Origin of the sequence: Gordonia sp. (in: high G+C Gram-positive bacteria) (genome assembly GCF_047600385.1) — a bacterium.
GTDB lineage: Bacteria > Actinomycetota > Actinomycetes > Mycobacteriales > Mycobacteriaceae > Gordonia.
Genome location: NZ_JASGKZ010000001.1, coordinates 2,726,320 through 2,746,583 on the forward strand (window position 1 = coordinate 2,726,320; position 20,264 = coordinate 2,746,583).

15 protein-coding genes and 1 pseudogene are annotated in these 20,264 nt (G+C 69.9%); 12 read left to right on the forward strand and 4 right to left on the reverse strand.

The genetic code is table 11. The features are described 5' to 3' along the window. Window positions 1–116 precede the first annotated feature (116 nt). A complete protein-coding gene (locus QM809_RS12315) occupies window positions 117–563 on the forward strand; it encodes a universal stress protein (protein ID WP_415046069.1) in 447 nt (148 codons plus the stop codon). Window positions 564–582: 19 nt separating this feature from the next. Here QM809_RS12315 and QM809_RS12320 read toward each other — a convergent pair whose 3' ends face one another. Together QM809_RS12320 and QM809_RS12325 are read right to left on the reverse strand one after the other, a co-directional pair. Next, complete coding sequence (locus tag QM809_RS12320) at window positions 583–2,868, reverse strand: HelD family protein (RefSeq protein ID WP_415046070.1); 2,286 nt, start codon at window positions 2,866–2,868, stop codon at window positions 583–585. Window positions 2,869–2,965: 97 nt separating this feature from the next. Beyond that, window positions 2,966–3,664, reverse strand: coding sequence for an MBL fold metallo-hydrolase (locus tag QM809_RS12325; RefSeq protein ID WP_415046071.1), 699 nt, complete (start codon window positions 3,662–3,664; stop codon window positions 2,966–2,968). Between the two features lie 404 nt (window positions 3,665–4,068). Between QM809_RS12325 and uvrA the strand changes: the two genes are divergently transcribed. Further along, window positions 4,069–6,942, forward strand: coding sequence for an excinuclease ABC subunit UvrA (gene uvrA, locus QM809_RS12330; RefSeq protein WP_415046072.1), 2,874 nt, complete (start codon window positions 4,069–4,071; stop codon window positions 6,940–6,942). Window positions 6,943–7,177: 235 nt separating this feature from the next. Further along, on the forward strand, window positions 7,178–7,507 hold the full coding sequence (locus tag QM809_RS12335) for a hypothetical protein (protein ID WP_415046073.1): 330 nt from the start codon (window positions 7,178–7,180) through the stop codon (window positions 7,505–7,507). A 116-nt stretch (window positions 7,508–7,623) separates the two neighbouring features. Here QM809_RS12335 and QM809_RS12340 read toward each other — a convergent pair whose 3' ends face one another. After that, window positions 7,624–7,992: a DUF1844 domain-containing protein gene (locus QM809_RS12340; RefSeq protein WP_415046074.1), complete on the reverse strand. Its 369-nt coding sequence runs from the start codon at window positions 7,990–7,992 to the stop codon at window positions 7,624–7,626. Between the two features lie 226 nt (window positions 7,993–8,218). Between QM809_RS12340 and infC the strand changes: the two genes are divergently transcribed. The 4 genes from infC (at window position 8,219) to QM809_RS12360 (ending at window position 10,372) form a co-directional block, all read left to right on the forward strand. Then, complete coding sequence (gene infC, locus QM809_RS12345) at window positions 8,219–8,806, forward strand: translation initiation factor IF-3 (RefSeq protein ID WP_415046075.1); 588 nt, start codon at window positions 8,219–8,221, stop codon at window positions 8,804–8,806. Window positions 8,807–8,897: 91 nt separating this feature from the next. Next, a complete protein-coding gene (rpmI, locus tag QM809_RS12350) occupies window positions 8,898–9,092 on the forward strand; it encodes a 50S ribosomal protein L35 (protein WP_415046076.1) in 195 nt (64 codons plus the stop codon). A gap of 45 nt (window positions 9,093–9,137) precedes the next feature. Then, window positions 9,138–9,518 carry a 50S ribosomal protein L20 gene (gene rplT, locus QM809_RS12355; RefSeq protein WP_415046077.1) on the forward strand — a complete coding sequence of 127 codons (381 nt, stop codon included), beginning with the start codon at window positions 9,138–9,140 and terminating at the stop codon, window positions 9,516–9,518. A gap of 38 nt (window positions 9,519–9,556) precedes the next feature. Beyond that, on the forward strand, window positions 9,557–10,372 hold the full coding sequence (locus tag QM809_RS12360; RefSeq protein WP_415046078.1) for a TrmH family RNA methyltransferase: 816 nt from the start codon (window positions 9,557–9,559) through the stop codon (window positions 10,370–10,372). A gap of 114 nt (window positions 10,373–10,486) precedes the next feature. On the opposite strand, the gene QM809_RS12365 is transcribed toward QM809_RS12360, so the two are convergent. Continuing rightward, on the reverse strand, window positions 10,487–12,880 hold the full coding sequence (locus QM809_RS12365) for a protein kinase domain-containing protein (RefSeq protein ID WP_415046079.1): 2,394 nt from the start codon (window positions 12,878–12,880) through the stop codon (window positions 10,487–10,489). Between the two features lie 278 nt (window positions 12,881–13,158). Here QM809_RS12365 and pheS point away from each other — a divergent pair, with 278 nt between their 5' ends. From pheS to argC, 5 genes and pseudogenes are all read left to right on the forward strand, one after another. Continuing rightward, on the forward strand, window positions 13,159–14,211 hold the full coding sequence (gene pheS, locus QM809_RS12370) for a phenylalanine--tRNA ligase subunit alpha (RefSeq protein ID WP_415046080.1): 1,053 nt from the start codon (window positions 13,159–13,161) through the stop codon (window positions 14,209–14,211). Between the two features lie 80 nt (window positions 14,212–14,291). Further along, the gene (pheT, locus tag QM809_RS12375; protein ID WP_415046081.1) at window positions 14,292–16,829 is read left to right on the forward strand and encodes a phenylalanine--tRNA ligase subunit beta; all 2,538 of its coding nucleotides are present in this window, start codon (window positions 14,292–14,294) and stop codon (window positions 16,827–16,829) included. A 12-nt stretch (window positions 16,830–16,841) separates the two neighbouring features. Next, window positions 16,842–18,011, forward strand: a complete 1,170-nt coding sequence (locus QM809_RS12380) for a metallophosphoesterase (RefSeq protein ID WP_415046082.1) — start codon at window positions 16,842–16,844, stop codon at window positions 18,009–18,011. A gap of 287 nt (window positions 18,012–18,298) precedes the next feature. After that, window positions 18,299–18,823: a hypothetical protein gene (locus QM809_RS12385; protein WP_415046083.1), complete on the forward strand. Its 525-nt coding sequence runs from the start codon at window positions 18,299–18,301 to the stop codon at window positions 18,821–18,823. Window positions 18,824–19,158: 335 nt separating this feature from the next. Further along, window positions 19,159–20,242 (forward strand): annotated as a pseudogene (gene argC, locus QM809_RS12390) (N-acetyl-gamma-glutamyl-phosphate reductase). The last annotated feature ends 22 nt before the right edge of the window (window positions 20,243–20,264 follow it).

Here is a 20,264-nt window from a genome sequence, read left to right on the forward strand (position 1 = left end):
GCGGGACGGACCCGAGGTTTCCACGCTCTACCGGTGGGTAAGCAAGGTATGTTTTTAAGAGACCGTTCCGGTTCGGAGACGCTGAGCCGGGCACTTTGACGGAGGTAGAAGCAAGAATGGCCGATTACAAGACCGTCGTCGTCGGTACCGACGGATCCGAATCGTCACTGCACGCCGTGGCGCGCGCCGGAGCGATCGCCGGGGACAAGTCGAACCTGCTGATCGCCTGCGCCTACTTCCCGAACGACGACCGGGCGACCGAGGCCGCGGCCGACGCCCTCGGCGACGACGCCTACCAGGTGATGGGAAGCTCGCCGACCGAGGAGATCCTCCGCACCGCGAAGGAGCGTGCCAAGGCGGCCGGCGCCACCGTCGTCGACACGCGCTCGGTGAAGGGCGCTCCGGTGGAGGCTCTCCTGCAGCTGGTGTCCGACGCCGACGCCGACCTGCTCGTGGTGGGCAACAAGGGACTCAACTCCCTGGCCGGGCGTCTGCTCGGCTCGGTGCCCTCGGACGTCGCGCGCAAGGCGTCGTGCGACGTGCTCATCGTCCACACCACCTAGGACGTCGCACTCTCCTCGACTACGAGGCTGCCGGCAGGTCTTCCAGACCTGCCGGCAGTTCTCGTCCGTGGACCACCACGAGGCGCTGCGTCGCGCGGGTCAGTGCCACGTACAGATCGCTCAGGCCGCGCGGTGAGGACGCCACCAGTTCGGCCGGCTCCACCACGACGACGTTGTCGAACTCCAGGCCCTTGGCCGCGGACAGCGGCAGCACCCGGATGCCGTCCCTCGCATCCGCCGCGCGCGCGGCGTCGGCCGCGGAATCGGCGACCAGGACCGCGGTGAGACCCGGCCACCCCTCGGCGGCCGCCGTCGCCAGGGCCGTCTCCAACGCCGAGTCCTCCTCGGCGGGCACGGCGTACGGCTCGATGCCGTTGCTGCGCAGCGACTCGGGCGGGCTCTGCTCGGGGTCGATCTCGGTGAGCAGCCGATTCGCGTACCGGGTGATCTCCGCCGGGGTGCGGTAGTTCACCGTCAACTCGCGCAGCCGCCAGCGATCGCCGACGTACGTCGAGAACAGATCGCCCCACGACGTGGTGCCCGACGGATCGCCGGTCTGGGCGGTGTCGCCGATGATCGTCATCCACCGATTCGGGATGCGCCGCATGATCATCCGCCACGCCATGGTCGAGAGCTCCTGCGCCTCGTCGACGATGACGTGCCCGAACGTCCAGCTGCGATCGGAGTACGCGCGCTCGGCGGTGGTGCGGTACTCGGTCACCTCCTGACGCTCGGCCAACTGCTCGGCGTCGATCAGGTCGTACGCCATGAGCAGTTCGGGATCCATCTCGTCCTCGAGGTCCTGCGGGGCCGAGCCGGTGAGGATGTCGAGGGCGTCCTGGGCCTCGGCGATCCGCCTGCGCCACTGCGCGCGCTGCTCCCGCTCGGACTCGTCGGTCCGGTAGCCGATCAGTTCGGCGAGCTCGTCGATCAGCGGGACGTCGGCCGGAGAGAGGTCGGCGTCGTCGGGGAGCGGGTGGGCGCGGCGCGCCAGGGCGGCGCGGTCGTCGTCGCTCCAGCCGCGCGTGGCCTTGCGGCGGAACGCGGCATTGGCGTAGAGGTCGCGGAGCAGACGCTGCGGGGTCAGGGTGGGCCAGAACTGCAGGACGGTGCGCACGACGTCGTCCTCGGCCTCCAGTTCGGTGCGGATGTCGTCGAGGTCGGCGGCCGTGAGCAGCTGCGAGCCGTCGAGCGTCGACGGTCCGAGGCGGCGCGCGTGGGCGGCGGCGAGCTCGTCCAGCGCGGTGCGCAGGAAGGTGCGCTGGGCCAGGTTGTGCGGGCGCCGGGTGGAGCGGGCCGCGGCGCGCGCGGTCTTGACGACGTCGCCGTCCACCGGCAGCCGGGTGCCGTCGAAGTCGACGGTGAGCCCCTTCGGCGGCAGCGACTGGCGGGCCCGCACGGCGGCGCGCAGCACCGGGAGCATGCGTCGGGCGTCGCCCTTGAGCCGGGCGGCACGCCGGTCGTCGTGCCCGGCCGCCCGGATCCCGGGGAACAGGTTGCCGACGGTCGACAGCAGCACCCCGGTCTCGCCCAGAGAGGGGAGCACCTGCGCGATGTAGTCGAGGAAGGTCTCGTTCGGTCCGATGATGAGGACGCCGCTGCGCGAGAGGGTGTCGCGGTAGGTGTAGAGCAGGTAGGCGGCGCGGTGCAGCGCGACGGCGGTCTTACCGGTGCCCGGTCCGCCCTGGACCACCATGATCCCGCGCTGCGGTTCGCGGATGATCTGGTCCTGTTCGCGCTGGATGGTCTCGACGATGTCGGTCATCTCGCCGGTGCGGGCCGCGTTCAGCGCGGCGACCAGCGCGGTCTCGTTCACCACGCTGGAGTCGTGGGCGTCGTCGGCGTCGATCTCGCCGGACAGCAGGTTCTCGTCGGAGACGCTGCGGACCGCCCGGGACCGGGTCCGCAGGTGACGGCGCCGCCGCACCCCCTCGGTCGAGGCCGGCGTCGCGAGGTAGAACGGCCGCGAGAGCGGCGCCCGCCAGTCGAGCAGCAGGGTGGTGACGCCGTCGTCGTCGAGGATGCCCATGCGGCCCACCCGGTGGACGCCGCCGGACTCGTCGTCGGGGCGCTGCATGTCGAGCCGGCCGAAGTACAGATTGTGTTCGGCGGCGTCGATGCGGGTGAGCATCTGGGAGTAGTGGCGTTCGTACGATTCGCGCTCGGACAGCGCCTGCGGGGTGCCGGTGGTCTCCAGGAGCGCATCGGAGAGACGACGGTGGGCGGTCGCACGCATGCGGTCGAGCCGGGCGTACACGGCGTCGAGATGCACCTGTTCTTCGGCGAGGCGGGGATCGGGGGTCACAGTCGATCCAGTGTACTGATCGATCACCCGCGGCGCCGGTGACGTACACCGCAGCGGAAGCGGCCTTACGGCATGGTCGATGCCGTCCCGGCGGCGGTCACCAGCCCCGTTCCCGCCATGCGGGCAGGTGCGGCCGCTCGGCCCCGAGCGTGGTGTCCTTCCCGTGGCCCGGATACACGACGGTGTCGTCGCCGTACCGGCCGAAGAGCTTGGTCTCGACGTCGCCGAGCAGGATCTCGAAGTCGCCCGGCTGCCAGGTCTTGCCGACCCCGCCGGGGAAGAGTGAATCGCCGGTGAACAGGTGCACTCGGCCGCCTGCCTCGGTCAGCGCGAGCGCCACCGAACCGGGGGTGTGGCCGACGAGGTGGATGACGTCGAGGGTCAGGTCGCCGACGCTCAGGGTGTCGCCGTCGTGCAGCAGCCGGTCCGGGGCCACCGGCAGTTCGGGGGCGTCGGCCGCGCCCGCGGCGGTGGGGACGCGCGTCGCGGCGTCGACCGCTTCGAGGGCCTGCCAGTGGTCGGCGTGGCCGTGGGTGGTGACGATCTGCGTCAGCTCACCGGGCAGCGCGTCGAGGAGTGCGAGGATCGAGTCCGGATCGTTGGCGGCGTCGATCAGCAGGCGCCGGCCCGTCGCGGTGTCGGTCACCACGTAGACGTTGTTGTCCATCGGTCCCACCGACATCTTCACGATGGTCGCGTCGTCCAGGGTGCGGCGCTGGGCGTGGACGCCGTGGTGGTCCTCGGCCGGGGACACGTCGCCGGTGTACTCGTCGGAGATGCCGACCTCGATGCTCATGCGTCCCAGTCTAGTGATCCACGGCATAGTCGTCGGAGCGGGGACGGCGTCGTCGTTCCGCTCACAGCGAAGCCCGGTGAATCGGGACTTGTCGTACCCCGCGCGTACCCTGAATCGGTGGGGAACACCCGTTCCCCACCGTGATCGGACTCCCTTGTCTGTCGGGTTCCCTCGATGGTCGGGATTCTCTCGGCGGTCGGGTTCTCTCGGTGATCGAGCGGAGTCGAGATCAGACGCGTTGTGGTCTCGACTCCGCTCGACCAGCGGAGGGTTCTCCGCTCGATCAGCGGAGGGTTTCCTCTCGGGGGCGGAGGGTTCTTCTCGGAGAGTCGAGTCGCTTCCCTCGATGATCGAGCGGAGTCGAGATCACAGACAGTTCCAGCCCAGAGTTTCGTGAGGTAGACGTGGTTGATCGACTGATCGTCCGGGGTGCGCGAGAGCACAATCTGCGCGGGATCGACGTCGATCTCCCGCGCGATTCGCTGATCGTCTTCACCGGACTGTCCGGGTCCGGGAAGTCGTCGCTGGCGTTCGACACCATCTTCGCCGAGGGGCAGCGCCGCTACGTCGAGTCGCTGTCGGCGTACGCGCGCCAGTTCCTGGGGCAGATGGACAAACCCGACGTCGACTTCATCGAAGGCCTCTCGCCCGCGGTGTCCATCGACCAGAAGTCCACCAACCGCAATCCGCGGTCGACGGTGGGCACCATCACCGAGGTCTACGACTACCTCCGGCTGCTCTACGCGCGCGCGGGCACCCCGCACTGCCCGGCCTGCGGCGAGAAGATCGAACGGCAGACGCCGCAGCAGATCGTCGACCAGGTCCTGGAGATGGCGGAGGGCACCCGGTTCCAGGTGCTCGCGCCGGTGGTCCGCACCCGCAAGGGCGAGTTCGTCGACCTGTTCGCCGAACTCCAGACGCAGGGCTTCTCGCGCGCCCGGGTCGACGGCACGGTGCACCAGCTGGCCGATCCGCCGAAGCTGAAGAAGCAGGAGAAGCACGACATCGACGTCGTCGTCGACCGCCTGGTGGTCAAGCCCACCGCGCGTCAGCGTCTCACCGACTCGGTGGAGACCGCGCTGCGGCTGGCCGACGGCATCGTGGTGCTCGACTTCGTCGACCGTCCCGAGGACGACGAGCACCGCACCCGCCGCTTCTCGGAGAAGATGGCGTGCCCCAATCAGCATCCGATCGCCATCGACGACCTCGAACCCCGCAGCTTCTCGTTCAACTCGCCGTACGGCGCGTGCCCGGTGTGCGACGGCCTCGGAGTGCAGAAGGAGGTCGACGAGTCGCTGGTGGTGCCCGATCCCGACCTCACCCTGGCCGAGGGCGCCATCGCGCCCTGGTCGTCGGGGCACAACGCCGAGTACTTCCAGCGGCTGATCGGCGGTCTCGGCGAGCAGATGGGCTTCGACCTGGACACGCCGTGGAAGTCGCTGCCGCGCAATGCGCGCAAGGCTCTGCTCGACGGTTCCGATCACCAGGTGCACGTGCAGTTCCGCAATCGTTACGGTCGGACGCGGAGCTACCACACCGAGTTCGAGGGTGTGATGGCGTTCCTCACCCGCCGCGCCGACACCACCGAGTCCGAGCAGATGAAGGAGCGCTACGAGGGGTACATGCGCGACGTGCCGTGCCCGGCGTGCTCGGGGACGCGACTGCGCCCGGAGATCCTCTCGGTGACGCTGCACCACCCGGAGAAGGGCGACTACTCGATCGCCGACGTCACCGCGCTGTCGGTGGCCGAGTGTGCCGAGTACCTCGACGGTCTGCGGCTGGGCGAGCGCGAGGCGGCCATCGCCGGGCGGGTGCTCAAGGAGGTGCAGGCGCGCATCACGTTCCTGCTCGACGTCGGCCTGGAGTATCTGTCGCTGTCGCGGGCGGCGGGGTCGCTGTCCGGCGGGGAGGCGCAGCGCATCCGGCTCGCCACCCAGATCGGCGCCGGTCTGGCCGGCGTGCTGTACGTGCTCGACGAACCGTCCATCGGCCTGCACCAGCGCGACAACCGCCGCCTCATCGACACGCTGGTGCGCCTGCGCGACCTGGGCAACACCCTGATCGTCGTCGAGCACGACGAGGACACGATCGCCGCGGCCGACTGGATCGTCGACATCGGGCCGCGCGCCGGTGAGCACGGCGGCCGGGTGGTGCACAGCGGCGGTTATCCGGAGCTGCTGGCGAACGCCGAGTCGTTGACCGGCGCGTACCTGTCCGGGCGCAAGCGGCTGGCGGTCCCGGAGATCCGTCGGCCGATCGACCGGAAGCGGCAGCTGACCGTGGTCGGGGCGCGGGAGAACAATCTGCGCGGGATCGACGTGAAGTTCCCGCTCGGGGTGCTCACCGCCGTCACCGGGGTGTCCGGTTCGGGCAAGTCGACGCTGGTCAACGACATCCTGGCCACCGTCCTGGCGAACAAGCTCAACGGCGCCCGGCAGGTGCCGGGGCACCACACCCGAATCAACGGTCTCGAGCAGCTCGACAAGCTGGTCCAGGTGGATCAGTCGCCGATCGGCCGCACCCCGCGCTCCAATCCGGCCACCTACACCGGCGTCTTCGACAAGATCCGCACGCTGTTCGCGGCCACCACCGAGGCCAAGGTGCGCGGTTACCAGCCGGGCCGGTTCTCGTTCAACGTCAAGGGCGGCCGCTGCGAGGCGTGCATGGGCGAGGGCACCATCAAGATCGAGATGAACTTCCTGCCGGACGTGTACGTCCCGTGCGAGGTGTGCCACGGCGCCCGCTACAACCGCGAGACGCTCGAGGTGCACTACAAGGGCAAGACCATCTCCGAGGTGCTCGACATGCCGATCGAGGAGGCCGCGGAGTTCTTCGAACCGGTCACCTCCATCCACCGCTACCTGAAGACCCTGGTCGACGTCGGACTCGGCTACGTCCGGCTCGGACAGCCCGCGCCGACGCTGTCCGGCGGCGAGGCCCAGCGCGTGAAACTGGCCGCCGAACTGCAGAAACGCTCCACCGGCCGCACCGTGTACATCCTCGACGAGCCGACCACGGGCCTGCACTTCGAGGACATCCACAAGCTCCTGCTGGTGATCGACGGCCTGGTGGAGAAGGGGAACACGGTGATCGTGATCGAACACAACCTCGACGTGATCAAGACCGCCGACTGGATCGTCGACATGGGTCCCGAGGGCGGCAGCGGCGGCGGCACCGTCGTCGCGCAGGGCACGCCCGAGGACGTCGCGGCGGTCGCCGAGTCGCACACCGGCGGTTTCCTGAAGGAACTGCTGCCCACGGTGGAGCCGGTGGGCTGAGCGCGTGAGCGCCCGCGCCGGTTCGACGCCGGCAGAGGCGATCCCGAGAACGGACGACGGACCCTCTTGCGTCGTGAGCAGGGCTCCGGTAGTTTCATCCGTCCGATGTCCTCGGACATCCGATCTCCGCAGAAAGGAACCGCACGTGCACTCTCCCTGAACCGATCACTCCTGATCACCCGGCACAGAACACGTCTTACAGGAGACGTGTGTCCCCAGGGAGAAGGAGATCAGGATGGTTCAGAAGCACGGCATGCGGTACGCGAAGGCGATCGTCGAGGCACGCACCTCCGCCCACCGGGCGGCCGCCGGGAAGCGCTGCGGCTGCGGTCCCTGCCGCCACTGGGTCGCGGTGGCGGCCTACTGGGCGGGCGTGCCGCGCGGGGAACTCGAAGCCGCCCTCGCCGAGACGGCCGAGGCGGAACGGCCCCAGCGCGGTCCGGCGCCGCGGCGCATGCGGGCGCAGATCTGCGACACCGCGACCGTTCGGCCCCGCGGTACGGCCGGCGGCGACGCGGCGGGACTCGCGATCCTCTTCGACCGGCTGCACGACACCGACGACTGAGCCGCCCCGGTCCGGCCGAGTGATCGGCCGGACCGGGCCGGAGGGTCCGCCGCCGGGGTGCTACGCGGCCGGGCGGGTGAACACGTCCGGCCTCCGTTGCGCGAAGACGCTCGCGTTCAGTCTTCGACCGGGCCGGTCTGCTTCTCGCCCGGCCCCTGGCCGGGCTCGTCCGGGTAGGCGCTCGCCTCGCGGAACGCCAGCTGCAGGGCCTTGACCCCGTCCTGGATCGGCTTGCGGTGCAGCCCGAGATCGCCCGCGGAGGCGGTCACCAGACCGGCGAGCGCGGTGATCAGCGCGCGGGCCTCCGGCAGATCGCGGAATTGCGCGTCGCCGCCGGCCTCCGGGCCGATCTTCTCGGCGGCGGCGCTCATCAGCATGACGGCCGCGCGCGAGATCACCTCGATGGCGGGGATCGTCGCGAGTTCGCGGACCTGCTGATCGTCGGCGGGATCGGACGGGTCGGTGGAGTAGGAGTTTTCGCTCACGACTGCTAGACTTACACAGTACGACCGCCCTGGCTCTGCCGGGGTAGCAAGCGGATCTTCGAATCCCACCGTCCGACACCGTCTTTCCGAGCGGCAGTTGTACGGTTCCGGTCGCGTCATCGTACGACGATGAGGCGCGCATCCCCGTTCAGGTGATGCGAGTGCCCGCCGACGATGCGCGTATTGGTCTCGAAGTCCTCACTGTTACTCCGCACCGCTCCGTCGGTTGTGTAGAGAAGACACTGATCGAGGAGGCCACATCAGCACCGAAACCCGCATCAACGACCGCATCCGCGTTCCCGAGGTCCGTCTTGTCGGACCGGGGGGAGAGCAGGTGGGGATCGTGCGTGTTGAGAATGCGCTCCGCCTGGCTGAAGAAGCCGACTTGGACCTGGTCGAGGTCGCGCCCGATGCGCGCCCGCCGGTGTGCAAGATCATGGACTACGGCAAGTTCAAGTACGAGGCAGCGCAGAAGAAGCGTGAATCGCGCAAGAACCAGCAGATGACCGTCATCAAGGAGCAGAAGCTCCGCCCGAAGATCGACGACCACGACTACGAGACCAAGAAGGGTCACGTCGTCCGGTTCCTCGAAGCGGGTTCCAAGGTGAAGGTCACCATCATGTTCCGCGGGCGCGAGCAGTCCCGTCCGGAACTGGGATACCGCCTCCTGCAGCGCCTGGGCAACGACGTCGCCGAGTACGGCTTCGTCGAGACCTCGGCCAAGCAGGACGGCCGCAACATGACCATGGTCTTGGCGCCGCACAAGGGCGCCAAGACTCGGGCCCAGGCCAAACAGTCCGCTTCGGACCGCTGACCCGACCCGTTCCACACCCCACTCACGCGGAGTCTCCCGCCGTGCCGGTCTCCGGTACGGCGGGTGAACTTCGCCCGAATGAAGGAAACCCATGCCGAAGAGCAAGACTCACAAGGGCACTGCCAAGCGTTTCAAGACGACCGGCAGCGGAAAGATCGTCCGCCAGAAGGCCGGCAAGCGCCACCTGCTGGAGCACAAGTCCTCGCGCGTCACCCGTCGCCTGGACGGCACCACCGTGGTGAGCGAGGCCGATGCTCCGCGCATCAAGCGCCTGCTCAACAAGTGACCTCTTTCCCGACGATTTCGTAAGTAGTTAAGGACCAGATTTCTCATGGCACGTGTGAAAAGGGCTGTCAACGCCCAGAAGAAGCGCCGCTCGATCCTCGAGGCTTCGAAGGGCTACCGCGGCCAGCGTTCGCGCCTCTACCGCAAGGCCAAGGAGCAGCAGCTCCACTCGATGACCTACGCCTACCGCGACCGCAAGGCGCGCAAGGGCGAGTTCCGTAAGCTCTGGATCCAGCGCATCAACGCTGCGACCCGCGCCAACGACATGACCTACAACCGCTTCATCCAGGGCCTCAAGCTCGCGGGTGTCGAGGTGGACCGCAAGGTCCTCGCCGACCTGGCCGTCACCGATCCGACCGCGTTCGCCGGTCTGGTCGAGGTCGCGCGCAAGGCGCTGCCGGCCGACGTGAACGCTCCGGCCGCCTGATCGCTCCGATCGGCACCGAGTTTCCGGGACGACCCGCGATGGATGTTCTCACCGAACGTTCGTCGCGGGTCGTCTCGTTGGCCAAGCTTCATCGGGCGTCGGTACGACGCTCCACCGGCACCTTCCTCGCCGAGGGCGCCAACGCCGTCGACGCCGCTCTGTCCACCGGACGGGCGCAGCAGCTGCTCGTCCGGCACGACGACGCCGACCCCGCCGCGGAGAACCGCCGTCACGCCGACCTGATCGCCCGCGCCGAGGCCGCCCGGCTGCCCGTGCACCGGTTGAGTCCGCGCGCCGCGGACAAGCTGTCCGAGACCACCACCGCACCGGGGATCTTCGCGGTCTGCGGTCTGCTCACCGACACCCCGGACCGGGTGGACCTGTCCGGAGACGGGTTCGCGGTGGTCGCCGTCGAACCGCGGGAACCCGGCAACGCGGGCACCCTGATCCGCTGCGCGGACGCGATGGGCGCCAAGGCGGTCCTGCTGCTGGGCGATGCCGTCGACGTGCACAACGGCAAGTGCGTGCGAGCGAGCGCCGGCAGCGTCTTCCACGTGCCGTTGATCGTCGAACGGGACGTCGCCGCGGGTCTGGCCCGGCTGCGGGAGGCCGGATTGCGTACCCTGGCGACCACCATGGACGGGGAGGTGCCGTTGCCCGAGGCCGACGACCTGCTCGCCGAACCGCACGCGTGGCTGTTCGGCAACGAGGCCCACGGGCTGTCCGAGCGGGAGATCGCCGGCGCCGATCATCGGGTCTCGATCCCGATCCACGGCCGGGCCGAGAGCCTGAATCTGGCGGCGGCGAGCGCGATCTGCCTCTACGCCAGTGCGACCGCTCGGCGTCGTGCCTGACGGCGTCCCCGGCCCGGCGACGCCGTAGCGCAGCGAGTCGGCGGAACGACGACGAGATCGGCCCGTGACACCGTTCGGTGTCGCGGGCCGATCGCTACCGTCGGTGCCGCGTCATCACGGGAGTGCGACCGGGGTGGGGACGAGGACCTTCTCGGAGGTGCTGCCGTTGCCGATCTGACCGTCCGCGTCGGCGCCCCAGCAGAACAGCTTGTCGTCCGACCGCGCACACGTGACGCTGGTGCCGGTCACCGCGGCCGTCACCTTGCCGAGTCCGTTGATCTTGGTCGGCGCGTCGACCATGTTGACTCCGTCCGGTCCGCCGGCCTGACCGTAACTGTTGGTGCCCCAGCAGTAGAGGTCGTCCTCGGTGGTGGCGCACACCGTGTAGACGTCGGCGGTCACGGTGTGCGCCTTGCCCGGCAACCCGTTGACCACGGTGGGCGTCGGCTGCGAGTGCTTGGCGCCGGAACCGTCGAACGTGGCTCCCCAGCAGTACACCTCGCCGTCGGCCACCGCGCAGGACTGGGTGAACGGGAGCCTGGTGTCGGTGCTCGGGACGTCGTAGGTGCCCGAACCGACCGAGATCGAGGTGACGTTCTCCAGGCCGGCGACGCGTCCCGGGGTGCCGTTGCTCGGGCCGGTGCCGCCGTTGCCGAGCTGGCCGTCGCGGTTGTAGCCCCAGCAGTAGGCCTCCTTCTTCTCGGTCACCGCGCAGGTGGTGCCCTTGGCCATCTCGATCGAGGTGACGCCGCTGATCCCGGCGACCTTGGTCGGCTGCTTCAGCTCGCCGCTGCCGCCGCCCTCACCGTCGTTGTTCCAGCCCCAGCAGTAGACGTCGCCGTCGGAGATCGCGCAGGTGGTGTGCATGTCGGTCCGGATCTCGGTGACCTCGCCGAGTCCGCTCACCTTGACCGGTGCGGTGGACTCGCTGTTGTCGCCGTTGCCGAGGACCCCGAACAGACCCGAACCCCAGCAGTACGCGTCGCCGCCGGCCACCGCACACGTCGTGATCGTGGCCGGGGTCCGGTCGGTGAAGTAGCCGCCGACGGCCACGGCCGTGACGTCGGTCAGCTGAGCCACCTTGACCGGGGTGGAACGGCTCTCCTTGGAACCGTCGCCCACCTGGCCCTGGGCGTTGCGGCCCCAGCAGTAGAGCTCGGACTCGTGCACCGCGCAGACGGTGCCGTGCGCCGAGGCCAGCCGGGCCTGGTCGGCGGCGGTCGGGACCGCGGGCGGCGGATCGGCGCGGGGCCACCACAGCGGGGCGGTCCCCGCGACGGCGAGGAGCACGACCACGGCCGCGGCCAGACCGATCCAGAGGCCCTTCCGGCTCTTCTTCGGTGCGGTGGGACCGGTTCCCGGTGGACCGTCCTGTCCGGGGAGGCCTCCGAACGGGGCCCACGCGGCCTGCGGCCCGGTGGCGCCGGGGTGGGTCGTCGGCGAGGTGCCCGGGTACGGGCCGGGGTAGGACTGCATACCGGGTTGGGACTGATGGCCCGGATACTGCGGGTCCGGATGCTGCGGACCCGCGTACTGCTGGTTCGGGTGCTGCCGGCCCGGATACTGCTGGTTCGGATATGCGGGTCGGCCGCCGACCCCCGGAGCGGACGGGTGCGAGGGCGCCGACGGGTGCGATCCGGCAGGAGCGGGCGGGGTCGGGGCGACGGCCGTGGCGGTGCCCGACTGCGTCTGCCCGAGGGCCCGCCGCAGATCCGCGGCGAACTCGGCGCAACCGGGGTAGCGGGCGGCCGGATCCTTGGCCATCGCGCGCTCGAGGACCGGCGCCAGGGGAGCGAGGTCGGGCCGGACGTGGGCGAGCGACGGCGTCGGCTGCTGGATGTGCGCCATCATGATCGCGGCCGACGTGTCGCCCTGGAACGGCGGAGTGCCGGCCAGCAGGGTGTAGGTGGTGCACGCCAGCCCGTACTGGTCGGAGCGGGCATCGGCGGTCTGCCCGGAGATGATCTCGGGGGCGGTGTACGCCATGGTGCCGACCACCGAATTGGCCGCGGTGAGCTGCGGCGAGTCGGAGAGCCGTGCGATGCCGAAGTCGAGGACGACGGCGCGACGCAGAGCGCCGTTCTCGTCACGGGTGATGACGATGTTGGCCGGTTTGACGTCGCGGTGGACCACCTGGCGTCTGTGCGCGTAGTCGAGGGCGTCGGACACCTGCTCCACCACGGCGACCACCTCGGCCGCCGACAACCGGACGGAGGCGAGATCGGGGCCGTCGAGGTAACTCATGGTGAACCACGGGGCGTCGTCCTCCACGCCGTACGCGTAGACGGTGATGATGCCGGGGTGATCGAGGGCGGCGGCGGTGCGCGCCTCGTTGGTGAACCGCTGCTGGAAGTCGGAGTTCGACGCTCCGCCGACAGAGATCACCTTCATCGCTTCACGACGCTGCAGCTGGGGGTTCTCGACGATGTACACATCGCCCATGGCGCCGGAGCCGAGCTGGGCCACGACGCGATAGCCGGCGATGAGCGAACCGGGTGCGACAGGCACGATTCCTCCTTGTTGGCGGGGGCCCCGGGGGACGGGGTGAGCATCAACTTATCGTTCTCACAGGACGATCAGGGCATCTCGAAACCCGATCGAGGCCAAGTCGAGTAGAAGCGCAGAGACGGTCTGAGTAGATCTACCCGGTACCGACTGCGGCGGTCTCCCCACGGCGCCGGGCGGTCGCGGCGGCGGCCGCGTCGCCCGATGTGCCCGCGGCGGGCCAGGTCCACTAGAATTCGACGGTGACAAAGCCGTCCGATTCTGCGAGGAGCGCTCCATCCGTGGCCGACGAGAAGACCCCGCTCGAGTTCCCGACCCCCGAAGCGCTCTCCGCGGCGGTGACCGCCGCGATCGCCGCGTTCGCCGAGGCCGCTGACCTCGACGCGCTGGCCGAGGCCAAGACCGCGCACGTCGGCGACCGTTCGCCCGTGGCGCTGGCCCGGCGGGCCCTGGGCGCGCTGCCCAAGCAGGAGCGCGCCGCGGCCGGCAAGCTGGTGAACGAGATGCGCGGCCGGGTGGCCGCCGCCCTCGACGAGCGCACCGCCGAACTGACCGCGCAGCGCGACGCGCAGGTCCTGGTCGCCGAGACCGTCGACGTCACCCTGCCGACGGCTCGCCGTCGGGCCGGCGCCCGACACCCGATCACCGTGATCGCCGAGCAGGTGGCCGACGTCTTCGTCGCCATGGGCTGGGAGATCGCCGAAGGCCCCGAGGTGGAGACCGAGCACCACAACTTCGACGCGCTCAACTTCCTGCCGGACCACCCGGCACGATCCATGCAGGACACCTTCTACGTGGCCCCCGAAGGCTCGCGGCAGGTGCTGCGCACCCACACCTCGCCGGTGCAGGTGCGCTCCATGCTGGACCGCGAGGTGCCGATCTACGTCGCCTGCCCGGGCCGCACCTTCCGCACCGACGAACTCGACGCCACCCACACCCCGGTGTTCCACCAGATCGAGGGGCTGGCCGTCGACCGGGGGCTGACCCTGGCGAACCTGCGCGGCACCCTGGAGACCTTCGCGAAGGCGCTCTTCGGTCCCGACACCACCACCCGCATGCGGGCCTCCTACTTCCCGTTCACCGAACCGTCCGCCGAGGTGGACGTCTGGTTCGAGGGCAAGAAGGGCGGCCCCGGCTGGGTCGAGTGGGGCGGCTGCGGCATGGTCGACCCGAACGTGCTGCGCGCCTCGGGCATCGACCCGGACGTGTACACCGGTTTCGCCTTCGGCATGGGCCTGGAACGCACCCTGCAGTTCCGCAACGACCTGCCGGACATGCGCGACATGGTGGAGGGCGACGTCCGCTTCACCACCCCCTTCGGCGTCGCGCTCTGACGCGTCCGGCCGCTGAGCCCCGCATCGTTCTGCCCGAACCTCTCTGCACTGACCTGCACTGATACCGAAAGAAGTTCCCCGTGCGCCTCTCCCAGTCCTGGCTGACCGAAGCACTCCAGGCCGGTGCTCCCGACTGGTCGGCGTCGACCGACGAGATCGACGCCGGCTTCGTCCGCGTCGGCTTCGAGATCGAGGAGATCGAGCGCTTCCCGGAGATCACCGGCCCGCTGGTGATCGGTCGCGTCGCGCAGATCGAGGAGCTCACCGAGTTCAAGAAGCCGATCCGGTTCTGTCTGGTGGACGTCGGTCAGGCCAATGAGACCGGCGCACCGCAGGAGATCGTCTGCGGTGCCCGGAACTTCGCCGAGGGCGACCTCGTCGTGGTCGCGCTGCCCGGCTGCGTGCTCCCCGGCGGCTTCGAGATCGGGGCGCGCAAGACCTACGGCAAGATGTCGGCGGGCATGATCTGCTCGGTCTCCGAACTGGGCATCGGCACCGACCACGCCGGCATCCTGGTGCTCGCCCCGGGCACCGCCGAGCCGGGCGACGGCGCACACGACGTCCTCGGGCTCGACGACGTCGCCGTCGACGTCAACGTAACCCCGGACCGCGGCTACGCCTTCTCCATGCGCGGCCTCGGCCGGGAGCTGGCGAGCGCCTTCGCCGTGCCCTACGCGGACCCGGCGGCGACCCCGTCCTCGAACGGGGCACGGGTCGTGACCGGTCCCGAGTCGGGCGACGAGGGAGCCCGTGCCGAAGGAGCGTCCGCCCCCTGGCCGGTCCGCCTCGACGACGACGGCGGGGCCACCCGATACACCGCCCGCGTGATCGAGGGCGTCGACGCGACCGCCGTCTCGCCGTGGTGGATGGTCAAACGCCTGATGGTGGCCGGGATCCGGCCCATCTCGGCGATCGTCGACGTCACCAACTACGTGATGATCGAACTCGGGCAGCCGCTGCACGCGTTCGACGCCGACAAGGTGACCGGCACCGTCGTCGTCCGGGCCGCACGGGCGGGGGAGAAGCTCACCACGCTCGACGGCGTGGAGCGCACCCTGGATCCCGAGGACGCCGTGATCGCCGACGACTCCGGCCCCATCGCGCTGGCCGGAGTGATGGGCGGGGCCGCCACCGAGGTCACCGACGCCACCACCCGCGTCCTGCTGGAGTCGGCGAACTTCGACCAGGTCCGCGTCTTCCGCACCGGCAAGCGCCACAAGCTGAGTTCGGAGGCCGCCAAGCGGTTCGAGCGACTGGTGGACCAGGAGATCACCGCGGTGGCCTCCGATCGCGCCGCCGAGCTGATCGTCGAGATCACCGGTGGTCGCCTCGCCGGACCGCTCGCCGACGCCCGCGTCGAGGTCCCGGCCACCCCGGCGATCGTGATCGAGGCCGACCTGCCCGACCGGTACGCCGGTGTGGAGTACCCGGCGGGCACCACCGTCGCCCGACTCCGCGAGGTGGGCTGCGCCGTCGACGACGTCGAGGGCACCCTGAGCGTGACGCCGCCGTCGTGGCGCCCCGACCTGAAGCAGCCCGCCGACCTCGTCGAGGAGGTCCTGCGCCTGGAAGGGCTGGAGGACATCCCCGCGGTGCTCCCGAGCGCCCCCGGCGGGACCGGTCTGACGCCGCGCCAGCGGCGTCGTCGTGCCGTGGGCATCTCGCTGGCCTCCGCAGGCTTCGTCGAGGTGCTGCCGTACCCGTTCATGCCCGCCGGTGTCTTCGACGTGTGGGGCCTGGACGACGACGATCCGCGCCGCGACACCGTCAAGGTCCTGAACCCGCTGGAGTCGGACCGACCCGAACTCAACACGACGCTGCTGCCCGGTCTGCTGGAGATGGCCGCCCGCAACCTGGCGCGCGGCAACCGCGACCTGCAGCTGTACGCCATCGGCCAGGTGGTCCTCGGCGGCGGTCAGGGGCCGGTGGTTCCGGCGCTGGACGTCACCCGCCGCCCCTCCGACGAGGAGCAGGCCGCGCTCGACGCCTCGCTGCCGAAGCAGCCGGTGCACGTCGGCGCGATCCTGACCGGTCTGCGCGAGCCCGCCGGGCCGTGGGGACCCGGCCGTGTCGCCGACTTCTCCGACGCCTTCGAGGCCGCCCGGACCGTCGCGGCCGCGGCCGGCGTCGAACCGACCCTGGTGGCCGATCAGCGTTTGCCGTGGCACCCGGGCCGCTGCGCCCGCCTGGAGGTGGACGGGCGGACCGTCGGCCACGCGGGCGAACTGCACCCCGCCGTGCTCGAACGCGCCGGACTCCCGGCCCGGCTCTGCGCGCTGGAGATCGATCTCGACGCGCTGCCGCTGCGGACCGTGCTGCCGTCGCCGAAGGTGTCGCCGTTCCCCGCGGTGCTCCAGGACGTCAACGTCGTCGTGGCCCAGGACGTGCCTGCGCAGCGGGTGCAGCAGGCCCTCGTCGAGGGGGCGGGCGAACTCCTCGAAGCGATCGCGCTGTTCGACGTCTTCGACGGCGAACAGGTGGGCGAGGGCAACAAGTCGCTCACCTTCGCGCTGACCTTCCGGGCCGCCGACCGGACCCTCACCGAAGACGAGGCCAACGCCGCCAAGCTGGCGGCCGTCGAACACGCGGGAGGAGCGGTCGGCGCCCGCATGCGCTGATCGCAGACGTCCATGCGCACCTTTCTCGTCCCGGTCCTCGGGCTCGCTCTGGTCGGACTGCTCACCTACTGGCTGCATCGCCGACTGGTCGTCGCGACCGGATTGCGCGGGGCGTGGGCGCGAGCGGTCGACGTGATCCTCGGTGTCGGCGCCCTGCTGGGCGTGACGGCGTTCGCGGTGGGCGGGGCGCTGGACCCGGCGTGGGCGCGAGTGATCGGTTTCGTCGGCTTCACCTGGTGGGCGGCGCTGTTCTACCTGATCCTGGGCGTCCTCCTCATCGGACTGGTGTCACTGCTCCTGCGGGGCGTCGCGAAGGTGCGCGATGTGGCACCGGCCGTCTCGCTCGACCGTCGACGACGCTGGGTCGCGGGGTCGTCCGCGGCGCTGGTGGTGGTCGTCGCGGTGATCGTCGGCTACGGCCTGTTCGAGGCCTCCCGTCCGCGCATCAAGAACGAGACCGTCGCCGTGACCGGTCTGCCCGTGCAGTTCGAGGGCACGCGGATCGCGCTGATCACCGATCTGCACGTGGGCCCGGCCCGCGGCGAGTCCTTCGTTCGCGGCGTCGTGGAGAAGGTCGCCGCAGAGAAACCGGACCTCATCCTCTTTGGCGGCGACCTGGCCGACGGCACCATTACGCACGTCGGCGAGGACCTGGCACCGCTGAAAGATCTTCGTGCACCGCTGGGCATCTACGGGGTCAGCGGCAACCACGAGTACTACGCCGACGACGGCGGTTCGTGGCTGGACTACTGGGAGACGCTCGGCATCCGCGCGCTCCGCAACGAGACCGTGCCCATCACCAGGGACGGCGCGACCATCGACCTCGCCGGCATCTACGACAAGACCGCCCCCGAGCCGTGGGAACCCGACGCGGACAAGGCTCTGGCCGGGCACGACGACGCGCGCGTCCTGATCTACGCCGCCCATCAGCCGTCCCAGGCCGAGGACGTCGAGGGTCGGGGAGTGGACCTGCAGGTGTCCGGACACACGCACGACGGTCAGCTCTGGCCGTTCACCTACGCGGTGCGCCTGGCCAATCCGGTCCACGCCGGTTTCGGCACGGTCGGCGACGTGCCGGTGTACGTGTCACGCGGCACGGGCGCCTGGGGCCCGCCGGTCCGCGTGATGGCCCCGCCGGAGATCACGATCCTCACGCTGACCGAGGCCGCCGACGAGGAGTGAGCGACTCACTCCGGCCGATCGGGAAGGCGTGATCTCGACTCCGCTCGATCAGCGAGAGGAGGTTCGTTCTCGTGGATCAGCGAGGTGTGATCTCGACTTCGCTCGATCAGCGAGGGAGACTCGTTGATCGAGTCCCTTCTTCAGTGATCGAGTCCCTTCTTCAGTGATCGAGTCCCTTCTTCGGTGATCGAGCGGAGTCGAGATCAGCCGGCTGAGCCGGAGCGGAACGCAGTGACGAACCGTGTCGAAGCCCTCCATCGGCGAACCGGTGTTTCTGAAAGGAAGAGATGACCGCGAGGAAAGAGTCCGTAGACGAGGCGATCGCCAGGTTGGAGAAGAAGGTCGGTGGCGACGTACGACACGTCACACGTCTGAGCGACGACGCCGTCTTCGTGCGAGTCGGCACCGAAGCGGCCACCGTCTCCTTCGACGCGAAGCGACACCACTACGAGTTGTCCGAGTTCGATCCGATCAAGTGGGAGTCCCTGGGACCGGGCGATCGTTTTCCCGGCGGCTGGTCCCGGATGCTCGACGGCACGAGCGTCCCGTCGACGATCCTCGCGGGCCGCGGCGTCAGCGGTTCGCTCAATCTGGTCCACGAGCCCGCGACGGGGAAGTTGGAGGTCGCTCCGAACAGTCCGCTGACGCGGTTCCTCCACGAGTACCTCGTCCTGCAGGGGTGGCACCACCACGTGGAGAACCATCCGGCCAAGACGATACGGCTGATCATTCTGTCGGTGGTCGCGATCTTCGCGTTCGCGATCCTGTTCATGCTCACCGTGGCGCTCAGTGCCTGGCTGTCCGGCGCTTAGCAACTCGGCTGACGGTTCGTCGGCGGTCGGCGGTCGGCGGGGCAGCGGTCAGGCGAAGATCTCGTCGAGTGAGGCGGGCGGCCGGCGGGTGACATCGGGATCACCCGGGCCTCGTCGTCATGCGAGGAAGGTCGGTCTCGCCGTGTCCTCGGGGCCTGCTCACAAGCTCCCGAATCAGCGCATCATGAGGTCGACCGCTGGTACGCCGCCTGGTCTCGTCGTCGCCGACTGCCTGGTCTGGCCCCCGAACATCATGCCGAGAAGATACGCGCGACCTCTGACATCCGGCACGGGGTGCGAATACCGGGGGCCTGCGTGTATCAAATTGCAGAGTTATGCATAATGATTTCATGACCGTACGGATTGCAGTGGCCGGTGCCAGTGGTTACGCGGGTGGGGAGATCCTTCGCCTCCTGTGTGGCCACCCGCGCCTGGCCGCCGGAGAGCTCGAAGATCGGATCGCTGACGGCCGGTGGCAACGCCGGCACCCGATTGGGCGAGCACCACCGTCATCTGCTGCCGCTGGCCGACCGGATCCTGGAGGAGACCACCCCCGAGGTCCTCGCCGGGCACGACGTCGTGTTCCTCGGCCTCCCGCACGGCCAGTCCGCGGTGATCGCGAACGCGCTCCCGCCGTCGACCCTGATCGTCGACTGCGGTGCCGACTTCCGGCTGCGGGACGCCGCCGAGTGGACGCACTACTACGGCGGCGAGCACGCGGGCACCTGGCCGTACGGCATGCCCGAGCTGGTGGTCGACCCCGCCACGGGGCTCCGGGGACGGGACGAGCTGACCGGGGCGAGCCGGATCGCGGTGCCCGGCTGCTTCCCGACCGTCTCCATCCTGACCATGGCGCCCGCGCTCGCTGCGGGCCTGGTGGAGCCGCGGGTCCAGATCTCGGCGGTCACCGGCGCCTCCGGCGCGGGCAAGTCGCCCAAGGTGGCGTTCCTGGCCTCCGAGGTGCTGGGCTCGTCGCGGGCCTACGGCGTCGGCGGCACGCACCGGCACACCCCGGAGATGATCCAGGCGTACTCGGCGGCCGCCGGACAGCCCGTCGACGTCTCCTTCACCCCGGTGCTGGTCCCGATGTCGCGCGGCATCCTGGCCACCTGCACCGCCCGGCTCTCCACCGGCGCCGAGACGATCGAGCAGGTCCGCGAGGTCTACGCGAAGGCGTACGACGACGAGGCCTTCCTCCACGTCCTCCCCGCGGGCGAGTTCCCGGAGACCGGGGCGGTGGTCGGCAGCAACGCGATCCAGATCGGTCTCGCCGTCGACGAGCGGGCCGGTCTGCTCGTCGCCGTCGGGGCAGTGGACAATCTGACCAAGGGCACCGGTGGTGCCGCCGTGCAATCGATGAACCTGGCACTGGGCTGGGGCGAGACCGAAGGATTGAGCACCGTGGGAGTGGCGCCGTGACCGAAGCGAAGCAGTCGATCGT